The organism is Streptomyces davaonensis JCM 4913 (assembly GCF_000349325.1).
Taxonomy (GTDB): Bacteria; Actinomycetota; Actinomycetes; order Streptomycetales; family Streptomycetaceae; genus Streptomyces; species Streptomyces davaonensis.
In genome coordinates this window covers 4067068-4079904 of sequence record NC_020504.1, presented here as the reverse complement: position 1 = coordinate 4079904, position 12837 = coordinate 4067068, and the positions used below count along the sequence as shown (strand labels likewise).

The 12837-nt window shown below is 73.4% G+C and carries 10 protein-coding genes; 7 read left to right on the top strand and 3 right to left on the bottom strand.

Features of this window, described 5'->3' with window-relative positions; all coding sequences use genetic code 11:
* Positions 1–99: 99 nt before the first annotated feature.
* Positions 100–972, bottom strand: a complete 873-nt coding sequence (locus tag BN159_RS17680; RefSeq protein ID WP_015658372.1) for an esterase/lipase family protein — start codon at positions 970–972, stop codon at positions 100–102.
* 515 nt (positions 973–1487) lie between these two features.
* Here BN159_RS17680 and BN159_RS17675 point away from each other — a divergent pair.
* Entirely contained in the window at positions 1488–1904 is a 417-nt protein-coding gene (locus BN159_RS17675) for a cobalamin B12-binding domain-containing protein (protein WP_015658371.1), read from the top strand.
* Between the two features lie 101 nt (positions 1905–2005).
* Here the strand turns inward: BN159_RS17675 and BN159_RS17670 are convergent, their stop codons facing one another.
* Positions 2006–3631: a DUF5691 domain-containing protein gene (locus BN159_RS17670; RefSeq protein ID WP_015658370.1), complete on the bottom strand. Its 1626-nt coding sequence runs from the start codon at positions 3629–3631 to the stop codon at positions 2006–2008.
* Positions 3632–3683: 52 nt separating this feature from the next.
* On the bottom strand, positions 3684–5039 hold the full coding sequence (locus tag BN159_RS17665) for an SWIM zinc finger family protein (RefSeq protein WP_015658369.1): 1356 nt from the start codon (positions 5037–5039) through the stop codon (positions 3684–3686).
* Between the two features lie 133 nt (positions 5040–5172).
* Between BN159_RS17665 and BN159_RS17660 the strand changes: the two genes are divergently transcribed.
* From BN159_RS17660 to BN159_RS17640, 6 genes are all read left to right on the top strand, one after another.
* The gene (locus BN159_RS17660; RefSeq protein WP_015658368.1) at positions 5173–6303 is read left to right on the top strand and encodes an ATP-binding protein; all 1131 of its coding nucleotides are present in this window, start codon (positions 5173–5175) and stop codon (positions 6301–6303) included.
* Positions 6304–6369: 66 nt separating this feature from the next.
* Positions 6370–8775, top strand: a complete 2406-nt coding sequence (locus BN159_RS42850; protein ID WP_015658367.1) for a DUF5682 family protein — start codon at positions 6370–6372, stop codon at positions 8773–8775.
* Complete coding sequence (locus tag BN159_RS45755; protein WP_015658366.1) at positions 8772–8924, top strand: hypothetical protein; 153 nt, start codon at positions 8772–8774, stop codon at positions 8922–8924. Before BN159_RS42850 ends, BN159_RS45755 begins: the two co-directional genes overlap by 4 nt.
* Positions 8921–10084 carry a VWA domain-containing protein gene (locus BN159_RS17650; RefSeq protein WP_015658365.1) on the top strand — a complete coding sequence of 388 codons (1164 nt, stop codon included), beginning with the start codon at positions 8921–8923 and terminating at the stop codon, positions 10082–10084. Before BN159_RS45755 ends, BN159_RS17650 begins: the two co-directional genes overlap by 4 nt.
* A gap of 192 nt (positions 10085–10276) precedes the next feature.
* Positions 10277–11218, top strand: coding sequence for a hypothetical protein (locus BN159_RS17645; protein WP_015658364.1), 942 nt, complete (start codon positions 10277–10279; stop codon positions 11216–11218).
* A gap of 122 nt (positions 11219–11340) precedes the next feature.
* The gene (locus BN159_RS17640) at positions 11341–12429 is read left to right on the top strand and encodes a hypothetical protein (RefSeq protein ID WP_015658363.1); all 1089 of its coding nucleotides are present in this window, start codon (positions 11341–11343) and stop codon (positions 12427–12429) included.
* Positions 12430–12837: the final 408 nt, after the last annotated feature.

Below are 12837 nucleotides of genomic sequence, written 5' to 3'. Positions count from 1 at the left end.
GGTTTCCCGCTCCCAGGAAACGGGCATTCGGCCGTGTTTCGGGGGACTGTGGGCGCGAGTTTGGCCTTGTGTTCGAAGAGTGTTCGAGTTGGATCGCGGTCACGCCACGGTCAGACCGCCCGCCGGGGCGACTTCCGCGGCTTCCGTTGCTCCCGTCGGTTCACTGTCGAGGGCCTGGCGTATCCCCGCCGCCACGGCCGGGTGCACCGGCAGGGCGAGATGACCGACGCCGCTCACCCGCACGTTCTGCGCCAGCAGATCGGGGTGGTCGATACAGGCGGTCTCCAGCGGGTCCATGATGTGGTCGAGGTCGCTCCAGAAACTGACGAAATGCGTACGGCAGCCGGGCGCGGGCTGGGCCAGCTCCTCCAGCACCGCCGAGCCGGGGCGCATCTGCCGCACGATGGGGTGCGCGTTGGCCAGCGGCACCACCTTGGTGCCGGAGTGCGGGGTGCCGAGCGTGACCAGTGTCCGCACCCGCAGATCCCCGCCGAGTCGCTGGACGTAATAGCGGGCGATCAGCCCACCGAGGCTGTGCCCGACGACATCGACCCGCCGGCTTCCGGTGCGCGCGCAGATCTCCTCGATGTGCCGGCCGAGCAGCTCGGCGGCCGTACGGATGTCACAGGTCAGCGGAGAGTAGTTGAGCGACTCGATCCGGTGCCTGCCGTGCTGGGCGAGACTGCGGCGCAGCAGCACGAAGACGGAGCGGTTGTCGATGAAGCCGTGCAGCAGGACGACCGGGGGGTGGGTCTCCGTGGGCAGCCGGTGCGTGTCCGGTGAGCCCTGTGGTGGAAGTGCCGCCTTGCGTTCCTGGGCGATTCCGGAGGGATAGAGGAGGAGGTGTCCGGCGAGGATCGCGATCTCGAGGGCGGTGGCCTTCAGCAGCGCCATGGACAGTCCCGCCAGCCGGCTCGGCAGAAGCCGCTGACAGAGGGGGAGAAGGGGCAGCACTGCCTTGGTGACGCTCATGGCCGACCTCCTGTCGGCACACCCGAGGACGCCTCAGTCCCCCGTGTGCCCTCATGGGAAGTCGCGCCGAGGCAGGCCGAAGGGGCGCGAGCGGGCGGTGCGGGGCGAGTGCGGCGTGTGGCGTCGGCGACGCCGGTGATGTGACGAGGCTCCCTGCCGGTGTGGCGACGAGGCTCCCCGCTGTCGTGCCGTACCTGCCCTGCGTGCTCTTCGTGCCCTCGTCGACGCGCCGCATCACCACGCCGCGCGGCCTGCGGCGCGGTGGTGCGGCGACCTCGTTGCGGCTCCCGTTGCGCGTGTTGTGATGCGCGGCGAACGTGTCCCACCGTGTGATTTCCCCCTCGGTCTCCACCGTGAAACTGCCGGTTGCGGGATGCTGGCGATAACGTTCGTTCACTTCCCCGGGCGGTATGGCACGGGGCTTCCGTGCCACGGCGGGTTCGGCGTGCACGGCTCGAGCGGTGTGTGCGGTACTTGTCCGTACGGATGGATGTAGTCGCTTCATGGAGGCAGTGATGGGTGTGGCAGCCGGTCCGATCCGCGTGGTGGTGGCCAAGCCGGGGCTCGACGGCCACGATCGGGGTGCGAAGGTGATCGCGCGGGCGCTGCGCGACGCCGGTATGGAGGTCATCTACACCGGGCTGCATCAGACGCCCGAGCAGATCGTCGACACCGCGATCCAGGAGGACGCCGACGCGATCGGTCTGTCCATCCTCTCCGGCGCGCACAACACGCTGTTCGCCGCGGTGATCGCGCTGCTCAAGGAGCGGGACGCGGCGGACATCCTGGTCTTCGGCGGCGGGATCATCCCCGAGGCGGACATCGCCCCGCTGAAGGAGAAGGGCGTCGCGGAGATCTTCACGCCTGGGGCCACGACGCAGTCGATCGTGGACTGGGTCCGTGCGAACGTGAGGCAGACGGCGGAGGCGTAGTCCGTATCCGCCCGGCCGCGGGCAGTCGTGCCGCCGGGGCGGCACGGGTGGGCTGGGGGTCCCCCCCTCTGGGGGAGGCACTCCCTCAGTCGCAGCCCAGGTCAGCCATTGACCTGGGCCGGGCGCAACTCCTCCAGCATCGCCGCCCGCAACCGCAGCGTTGTCATCAGGCGCTGGAACGCCTCCGCCCAGTACCCCCCGGCCCCCGGCGACGCGTCCTCCGGCTCGTCCGGCACCGCCAGCAGGCCGTCGAGGCGGCTCGCCTCCGCCGGGTCGAGGCAGCGCTCGGCCAGTCCCATCACTCCGCTGAAACTCCATGGATAACTCCCCGCGTCCCGCGCGATATTGAGCGCGTCGACGACCGCCCGCCCGAGCGGCGCGGCCCATGGCACGGCACACACCCCCAGCAGCTGGAACGCCTCGGACAGCCCGTGCGCCGCGATGAACCCGGCCACCCACTCGGCCCGTTCGCCCGCCTCCAGCGTGCCCAGCAGCTTCGCCCGCTCGGCCAGCGACACCGCACCCGGACCACCCGCCTCCGGCGCCGACGGCACCCCGAGCAGCGCTCGCGCCCAGGCGGCGTCCCGCTGTCGTACGGCCGCCCGGCACCACGCGGCGTGCAGCTCGGCCTGCCAGTCGTCCGCGACCGGAAGCGCCACGATCTCGGCGGGCGTACGGCCGCCGAGCCGTCCCGGCCATGCCCCGAGGGGAGCCGCCTCCACCAACTGTCCCAGCCACCACGACCTTTCCCCCCGGCCCGCCGGAGCCTTGGGCACCACACCGTCGCGCTCCATGCTCGGATCACACTCGTGCGGCGCTTCAACCGTGATCGTCGGGGTGGCCGCGGTGCGGTCGACGGCCACGCACGCGCCCGCCCGCGCCGCCATCCGCCCGGCCAGCGCCGATTCCGGCAGCGCCGACAGCAGTTCCGCCGCCGTCGCCCGCACATTGCGGCTCCGGTCGGCCAGCGCCTGTTCCAGGAACGGCTCGTCCGGCGCGTCCAGCCCGGTGCGCAGCGAGTCGAGGAACATCAGCCGGTCCTCGGCGCGCTCCGTCGCCCAGGTGGCCGCGAGCAGCTCCCGTGCGGCGGCGGGCTCCCGCGCGCGGATCGCGGCGAGCAGCGCGACCCGCTCGGCGAACAGGCCCTCCTGCCACAGGCGTTGGACCCGCTCCCGCTCCTCCGGCCGGGGCAGCGCGGTCCCCGCGCCGGGGGCCGCGCGCAGGGCGAACCGCCAGTCCTGGTTGAGCCGGGCCAGCCACACCGCGCGCGAGCCCGCGAACCGCAGCGCCGCGGGGCGCAGGTCCGTGCGTCCCCGGGCCGCGTCCAACAGGGCGGGCAGCAGGGGCGCGGGCGCCGCGTAACCGTGGGCGTTGGCCGCCGTCAGCCACTGGGGCAGCAGCTCCATGAGATCCGGCGCCGTGCCCCTGCGTCCACTGCCCCCGCCAGCCGCGCGGTCGGCCAGCAGCAGGGCGAGCCTGCGCGCCGCCGCCTCGGGCAGCGGGGGACGTGTTTCTTCGGGCGCCGGTTCGGGCCGCTCGGCCGCAGCGGCCGGACGCAGTCCCGCCCGACGCCGTACGGTCTCCACGGCGGCCGCGTCCAGCAGAGCGACCGGCGCCTCGCGGGCCGGGCCGGTGCCGGGCGGGGTGCGGCGATCGGTGCCGAGCAGGGCGGTGGTGACGAGCTCCTCCCACGCGGGCGAGGCCTCGGGATCAGGGGGCCTGTTCATGAGGGTCGTCCCTTCCTCGGGGTGCTGGTGAGTGGGCGCCTGGGCGTCGAGGTCAGCACAGCGGCACTGCCTCTCCCGGCCCCTGTGGCCATGCCGCGAGCGGGGTGAAGCCCCGGTGGCCGCACTCGCCGAAGACCTTGACCGGCGCGCCGCCCGAGAGGGCGACCAGCTTCCACAGACCGGGGCGGGAGCGGGCCGTCGGTGTGAGCGGCAGGGCTGTGTCCGTGTCGGCGTCCGCCAGTTGCCAGGAATCGGCGTCCGGAGTCGGTATCACCCGCTCCAGCGTCACCGGTACCGAGTCCAGCCAAGGATCGTTGCGCAGGGCCTCGCCGTAGTGGGCGGCGGCCTCGGTCGTCGTCACTCCGGGCGGCCGTGTCGACGTCGGTACGGGCGCGGCGAACCGCTCTCCCAGGGTCGCTCGCGCCTGTCCGGCGCCGGGGTAGGAGGTCAGTTCCGCGTCCAGGGACAGGCCGACCGGCAGCGCCAGTTCAGGGGCGCGGCCCGCGGCGCCGTAGGAGAGAAGCAGGGCGGTGCGGGTCGAGTCGGTGCCGTGGAGCCAGATGCGGCGGGTGGTCAGGCGGGTGTCCGCCGTGTCGTACTGAGCGAGGACCAACCAGCGGTCGCGGAGCGGCGGGCCCTCGGGTGAGGTGGGCAGGCCGAGGCGGGAGCGGACCGTTGCCGCCAGGGCCTCGGGGAGTTGTTCGCGGTGCAGCCAGCCCTGGTCGAGGAGGTGGAGCAGTGCGCACTCCTCCAGCAGCCGTACCGGCCAGCCCGGTCCGGACGACGGGATCGCCCCCAACTCCCGCACCCGCGCCGCCAGTCCCGATGCCTGGGCGTCGACCATGCGGGCCGCTGTCTCCTCCCACAGCCCGTACCCCGCCTGCTCCGCGCCGGCCAGTCCGCCGCGCAGCAGATCCGCCAGGCGCTGCTCCAGCTCCGTCGCCCCCGCGGTGACCTTCTCGGCCCGGCGCTCCGCCCGCCGCCGCGCCGCCTCCGGATCAGCCGAACCGGCGGGGGAGCCGGAACCGCCCTCGGCCCGCTTCTCCTCCGCGCGCTTCTTCCGGCCCGCTGTCCACTCCTCCGCCCAGTCCGGCGGCGATCCCGACGGCACCGCCCCGTCCCCGCCCGCCCACAGCAACAGCAGCCCGAGCGCGTGCTTGCACGGGAACTTCCGGCTCGGACAACTGCACTTGTACGCGGGGCCGTCCCCGTCCGCGAGGTCGACCACCGTCTGATACGGCTTGCTGCCACTGCCCTTGCACAGCCCCCACACCGTCCCCTCGTCGGAACTGCCCGCCTCGGACCACGGACCCGCCGCTCCGAGTTTGCTGCCCGCTTTGCGTGACGCGGCGTCAGGCGCCAGTGCCAGCACCTGTTCCGCGCTCCAGCGCACCCCCTGCTGAGTCATGCCATCGAAGGTAGATCCCCCCACTGACAATCGGTCCGGCGAGAACGTCTGCGCAGGTCAGGGCCGATTGTCAGTGGGGTGGTGCAGGGTTGGTGACAGATCCGAACCGGCCGAGCTGGAGGGGGACTTCGCCATGACCGCGACCGCAGCACCGACCACCGAGACCACCGGCGAGAACGCACCGACCGAGGCGTTGCGACCGCACGCCGAGGACGCCTTCGCGGCCGAACTGTCCGCGCTCGCCGCTCAGGACGACCGACCCCGCCCGGCCCGCTGGAAGCTGTCGCCGTGGGCGGTGGCGACCTACCTGCTCGGCGGGACCCTGCCGGACGGCACCGTGATCAGCCCGAAGTACGTGGGACCGCGCCGCATCGTCGAGGTCGCCGTCACCACCCTCGCCACCGACCGCGCCCTGCTCCTGCTCGGCGTGCCCGGCACCGCCAAGACCTGGGTCTCCGAGCACCTGGCCGCGGCCGTCAGCGGCGACTCGACCCTGCTGGTGCAGGGCACCGCCGGCACCCCGGAGGAGGCGATCCGGTACGGCTGGAACTACGCGCAGCTGCTCGCGCACGGCCCGAGCCGGGACGCGCTGGTGCCGAGCCCCGTCATGCGGGCCATGGCGGACGGCATGACGGCCCGGGTCGAGGAGCTGACCCGGATCCCGGCCGACGTCCAGGACACGCTCATCACGATCCTGTCCGAGAAGACCCTCCCGATCCCGGAGCTGGGCCAGGAGGTGCAGGCCGTGCGCGGCTTCAACCTCATCGCCACCGCCAACGACCGCGACCGCGGCGTCAACGACCTCTCCAGCGCCCTGCGCCGCCGCTTCAACACGGTCGTGCTGCCACTGCCGGAGAGCGTCGAGGCCGAGGTCGACATCGTCTCCCGGCGCGTCGACCAGATCGGCCGCTCCCTCGACCTGCCGGCCGTGCCCGACGGCGTCGACGAGATCCGCCGGGTCGTCACCGTCTTCCGCGAGTTGCGCGACGGCGTGACCTCCGACGGCCGCACCAAGGTGAAGTCGCCGAGCGGCACCCTGTCGACCGCCGAGGCGATCTCCGTCGTCACCAACGGCCTCGCCCTCTCCGCCCACTTCGGGGACGGCGTGCTGCGCCCCGCCGATGTCGCCGCGGGCATCCTCGGCGCCGTCGTCCGTGACCCGGCCGCCGACCGGGTCGTGTGGCAGGAGTACCTGGAGGCGGTGGTCCGCGAGCGCGACGGCTGGACCGACTTCTACCGCGCCTGCCGGGAGGTGAGCGCGTGACCGCGTACCAGGGGAGGGGGACGAGCGGCGACGACAGCGCGTGGTCCGTGAGGCGAGGGGGACGGCGTGACGACGGAAGTTGACCGCACCGGCACCGGGCCGCTGCTGCTCGGCGTACGGCATCACGGGCCCGGGTCCGCGCGGGCCGTGCGGGCGGCGCTGGACGCGGCGCGGCCCCGCGCGGTGCTGATCGAGGGGCCGCCCGAGGCGGACGCCCTGATCCCGCTGGCCGCGGACGAGCACATGCGGCCGCCGGTCGCGCTCCTCGCCCACGCCGTGGACGAGCCCGGCCGCTCGGCGTTCTGGCCGCTCGCCGAGTTCTCCCCGGAGTGGGTGGCGATCCGCTGGGCCCTGGACCACGGGGTACCGGCCCGCTTCATCGACCTTCCGGCGACGCACACGCTGGCGTGGGAGAAGGAGGAGCCCGCCGAGGAGGCGCCTTCCGAGGAATCCTCTTCCGAGGAGGCGCCTTCTGAGGGTGCCCCCGCCGAAGCAGAACCCGCTGAAGCGGAACCCCCCGACGAAGAGCCCTCCGACGTTCGGATCGACCCCCTCGCCGTGCTCGCCGACGCCGCCGGATACGACGACGCCGAGCGCTGGTGGGAGGACGTGGTGGAGCATCGCGGAGTCGGCGCGGAGGACCCGCTCGCGCCGTTCGCCGTGCTGGCGGAGGCCATGATGGCGCTCAGGGAGGTGTACGGCAGCGGCGGGCATGATCGGGACCTGGTGCGGGAGGCGTACATGCGGCTCCAGATCCGGGCCGCGCAGAAGGAGTTCGGCGACGAGGTGGCCGTCGTGTGCGGGGCCTGGCACGTGCCCGCGCTGAGCGAGCGGATCACCGTCGCCGCCGACCGGGCCCGGCTGAAGGGCCTGCCCAAGGTCAAGGCGGACATGACCTGGGTGCCCTGGACGAACCGCAGACTCGCGCGGGCCAGCGGCTACGGCGCGGGCATCGACTCACCGGGCTGGTACGGGCACCTGTTCCGCGCCATGGACCGCCCCGTCGAGCGCTGGCTCACCAAGGTGGCGGGGCTCCTGCGGGCCGAGGACCGGATCGTGTCCTCCGCCCATGTCATCGAGGCGGTCCGGCTCGCCGAGACGCTCGCGGTGATGCGCGGCCGCCCCCTGCCCGGCCTGGGCGAAACGACCGACGCCGTACGGGCGGTGATGTGCGACGGTTCGGACGTCCCGCTGGCGCTGGTCCACGACCGGCTCGTCGTGGGCGACGCGCTCGGCGAGGTGCCGCCGGACGCGCCCGCCGTGCCGTTGCAGCGGGACCTCGACCGGACCCAGCGCCGGCTGCGGCTCAAACCGGAGGCGCTGGAACGCGAGCTGGAGCTGGACCTGCGCAAGGAGACCGACGCCGCGCGCAGCAGGCTGCTGCACCGGCTGCGGCTGTTGGGCGTGCCGTGGGGCGAGCCGGTCGCCTCACGCGGGAGCACCGGCACCTTCCGGGAGACCTGGCGGCTGCGCTGGGAGCCCGAGCTGTCGGTGCGGATCGCCGAGGCCGGGGTGTGGGGGACGACCGTACTCGCCGCCGCGATCGCCAAGTCCGAGGCGGACGCCGTCGGCGCACAGGCCCTGGCCGAGGTCACCGCGCTCGCCGAGCGGTGCCTGTTGGCCGAACTGCCGGACGCGCTGCCCACGGTGATGCGGGTGCTCGCCGACCGCGCCGCCCTCGACACCGACGTCGGCCATCTCGCCCAGGCCCTGCCCGCCCTGGTCCGCTCCTTGCGGTACGGCGATGTGCGCGGCACCGACACCGGGGCGCTCGCGGAGGTCGCCGCGGGCCTCGCCGAGCGGATCTTCGTCGGTCTGCCCCCGGCCTGCGCGGGCCTCGACGCGGACGCGGCGGAGGAGATACGGCGGCATGTGGACGCGGTGCACGGCGCGGTGGGCCTGCTCGGCGACGCCCCCGCACCGGGACACGGCGATCTGCGCGCCCGCTGGCGGGCGGTGCTCAAGGTGCTGTCCGTACGCGACACCGTGCCCGGCGTGATCCGGGGACGGGCCGTACGACTCCTGCTGGACGAGGGGGAGTTGGAGCCGGACGAGGCGGCTCGGCTGATGGGTCTCGTGCTGTCGCCGGGGACGCCGCCCGGGGACGCAGCGGCCTGGATCGAGGGCTTCGTCGGCGGCGGTTCGGGCGGCGGAATGCTCCTGGTGCACGACGAGCGCCTGCTCGGCCTGGTCGACGCCTGGCTGACCGGCGTGCCGGCGGAGGCGTTCACGGACGTACTGCCGCTGCTGCGGCGCACGTTCTCCGCGTACGAGCCGGGGGTGCGCAGAACACTCGGCGAGCTGGTGCGGCGCGGGCCGGGGCAGCGGGGCGGGACGGCGGCCACGGGGGTCGGCGTACCGGGGTTCGCGGCCGAGCTGGATCAGGAACGGGCGGCTGCCGTACTGCCGGTGGTGCGGCTGCTGTTGGGGCTGGAAACGGACGACGTCGAACTGGTGGGGGTGGCGCGATGAAGACCGACGGACTGAGCGAGCCGGGGGAGCGGGCGCGGGTGGCGGACGCCGCGGGGCAGGGGGAGCTGGGGGCCGAGGGGCGGCCACCTGCGACGACCGTTCCTGTGATGCCGCTGTGGGAGGGCCTCGGCGGAGGGGTGAGCGCATGACGACCGGGATGGCGGACCCGGCGCAGGAGCGGCTGCGCCGCTGGCGTCTGGTGCTCGGCGGGGAGACGGCCGACGGTACCGGATGCCAACTGGCCGGGCAGGACGCCGCGATGGACGGGGCGCTCACCGCGCTCTACGGCAAGGGGGACAAACCCCGGACGGGGAAGGACCGTTCGGCGGGGCTCGGGGCGTCGGCGCCGTCCGTCGCGCGCTGGCTCGGCGACATCCGCACCTACTTCCCCTCCTCCGTGGTCCAGGTCATGCAGCGCGACGCCATCGACCGGCTCGGCCTGTCCACGCTGCTCCTGGAACCGGAGATGCTGGAGGCGGTGGAGGCCGACGTGCATCTCGTCGGCACGCTGCTCTCCCTCAACAAGGCGATGCCGGAGACCACCAAGGAGACGGCACGGGCCGTGGTGCGCAAGGTCGTCGAGGACCTGGAGAAGCGCCTTGCCACCCGCACGCGGGCGACGTTGACCGGCGCCCTCGACCGCAGCGCGCGAATCAACCGGCCGCGCCACCACGACATCGACTGGAACCGCACGATCGCCGCCAACCTCAAGCACTATCTCCCGGAGTACCGGACGATCGTGCCCGAGCGGCTCGTCGGCTACGGCCGCGCCTCCCAGTCGGTGAAGAAGGAGGTCGTGCTCTGCATCGACCAGTCGGGGTCGATGGCGGCGTCCGTGGTGTACGCGTCGGTGTTCGGGGCGGTGCTGGCCTCCATGCGGTCGATCGACACCCGGCTGGTGGTCTTCGACACCGCGGTCGTCGACCTCACCGACCAGCTCGACGATCCGGTCGACGTCCTCTTCGGCACGCAGCTCGGCGGCGGTACGGACATCAACCGGGCGCTGGCGTACTGCCAATCACAGATCACCCGGCCCGCGGAGACGGTGGTCGTGCTGATCAGCGACCTCTACGAAGGGGGCATCCGTGACGAGATGCTGAAGCGGGTGGCGGCGATGAAGGCGTCGGGCGTGCAGTTCGTGGCGCTGCTCGCGCTCTCCGACGAGGGGGCGCCGGCTTACGACCGGGAGCACGCGGCAGCGCTCGCCGCGCTGGGCGCACCGGCGTTCGCGTGTACGCCGGACCTGTTCCCGGAGGTGATGGCGGCGGCGATCGAGAAGCGGCCGATACCGGTGCCGGACACGGTGTGAGGGGCCTGGGCGGGCTGATTTCCCGGTGATTTGTCGACGTACTGACGTCCCGTTGTCTCCCGACTCGGCTCAGCAAAAGGGACATGAGTACCCATCGGTAACAGGGGGCTTGCGCAACCGCGGGAGCCCCGTGCGAGGATCGATGCTCGCTCCGCGAACGCTTGTTCCGCCGTACGGGAGGACCCGCCCCCCTTGACCCCGCCAGCAGCCCCGCCCGCTGCCGCTCTGCGCATCCCGCGCACAGCGGCCGGACGGCGTGCGCTGTATCTGGCGCTGCTGGTGGGCGGGTTGTTCGCGCTGGGCCTCCTGTGGGGGCAGCAGGCGCAGGCGGTGGACGGCGTGCCTGCGGGCGAGGTGCGCGCGTCGCTCGGACGAGTGGTGGAACAGGTGGGTCATGCGCCCACCGCGCGGGACTCCGCGCCCACCGCGCGGGACTCCGCGCCCACCGCGCAGGACCCGGCGCCTCAACAGAGCCCGCTGCCGGAGGCGCCGCTTCGTGACGGCGCTGACGGTGACCGGATTCTTCAGCCCGTCACCGAGCACCTCGTCCCGGCTGTCGGCGAGCGTGTCGTGCGGCCGGTCGGTGACGTGGTCGGGGCGGTGACCGAGGGCCTGGACGACGCACGAGAGACGTTGCTGCCCGAGTCACCGGAGCAGCCGGAGCTGCCCGCGCTCCCCGGTCTGTCGGAACTCCCCGCGCTCCCCGAACTGCCCGTGGAGACGCTGCCCGCACCGACCACCACGGCGCCACAGCCGGAACCGGAGCAGGAGCAGGGCGCCTCCTCGACCGGCGACTCCGCGAGGCGCGCCAAGGCCGAGAAGGGCACGCCGCACGGACCGCGGTCCAGCACGTCGTACGACGTCACCGTGGACCGCGCCGTGGCGTACCCCCACCACCGTGCCGACTCCGTCCCGCCCGCGCCCGCCCCGGCGCCGCACGCGCCCGCGGACGGTCCGGGCGGTGCGCTGGACCACCAGGCGACGATGGACAACGGCACGCCCAGACACGGCGACGCCCATGCCGTCGCCCTGAACCACCGGGCGCCGCTGCTGCTGGTGCCCGGCGCCGCCGCGCGCGTCGACGCGGACGAGACCCGGGACGAGTACCGGGACATTCCCGTATCCCCTGCCTAGAGCAGGGCTGCCCCGTCCGGAAAGCCCCTTTGTGGCACCGGACGGATGCCGCCGGAGTCGTACCCGACCCGGCGCGGAATGTCCCCCATCCCGTCGCAGTCCCCGAAGGATCTGACGCACGCATGAACAAGAACATCCGCCGCTCCATCGTCATAGCCGCCGGAGTCACCGGTGCGTGGGCGCTCGGCTCCACCGCCGCGAACGCCTCCGAACTGCCCGCCTCCACCCTGTCCGTGCCGGACGCCACGACCGACCCGGCCGGCGACCTCGCCGAGGGCGTGACCGAGGACGTCACCGAGAAGGTCGCCGTCGACGTCGACGTCCCGAGCGCCGAGAAGGCGACGAAGGCCACGCAGGCAGCCCAGGCGACCGCCGCTTCGAAGACCGCCCAGCTCAAGGGCGGCGCCGTCAAGCTCACCGAGGGCGTCAAGGCGGCCCGAGCCACGCAGGCCGCGCAGTCGGCAACCGCCACCACCCACGACACCCTGACCGAAGCAAAGACCGTGCCGCAAAACACCCCCGACACCCCCGACGCCTCCGACACCGTCGACTACCTCTTCGGCCCCCTCTCCGCCTTCGCCCCCGAACTGGAGCAGGCCCTCGCCGCCGCCCAGGCCCACGCCCAGGAGACCGCCACCGCAGCCACCCCACCCCTCGCCACCTCCGCCCTGGACGGGGCGCTCCCCATCGCCACCGGCACCGTCTCCGACGCGCTCCCGGTCGTCGAGGGCGCCCTGGCGGACGTACAGCCGTACGCCGGCGGTCTGGTCCATCAGGTCACCGAGGACGCGCAGGGTGCCGTGCTGCCGCCCGTCGCGCGGACCGCGGTGCACGGCGTCACCCCCGTCGCCGGGCAGGCCGTGACCGACGCGGGCGCGCTGGCGTACGGCGTGACCGGTGATGTGCAGCCGCTCGCGCAGGGGCTGGTCGGCGAGGTCGACCCCTTCGCGCACGGGGTCGTCGGACAGGTGCCGCCGTTCGCCGAGGCCGTCGCCGAGCCGGTCGTCGGACTCGTCCAGCCGGTCAGCCAGAGTGCCGAGGCATTGGCGTACGGCGTGACCGGTCAGGTCGGCCCCTTCGCCGACGGCACTGTCGGTCAGGTCACCCCCGTCGCCGACGACGTGACCGCCACCCCGCTCGCCCGCAACGCCGTCACCGGTGTCCAGGGCGTCGCGGAATCGGTCACCCCGGGCTACGTGCGCACCCTCTGATTCCGGTTTCCGTGGGGCGACCGGAACCCGGACGGCCGAAAGCCGTCGGATCCGTCCGGCCGGGTCCTCACGGACGGGGCGGGCGGTCCCCATTGGGGTGGGGACCGCCCGGCCGGAGCCCTCGGGGACGCGCGTATTCGTGCCCCTTTGGGCTGTTCAAGGGGCCTCACCGGGTCAACCCCAGCCCGGTGAGGCCCATCACTCCAGGCACCCCGTGCCAGTGAGCGCGGCATCATGTGACAGGTATCACCGCTCAGGTGTGACCCCTGATTTAGAAGCCCCCGGCGAGCGGCGATAACCTGCGAGACGGACATGCCGCGCGCTCGGTCACCGTGTGCGCCTCCCTTGTGACAGCGGACGTCACGTTGCCCTTCGCGGCACGCCCACGCATCCAACGAACCGCGAGAT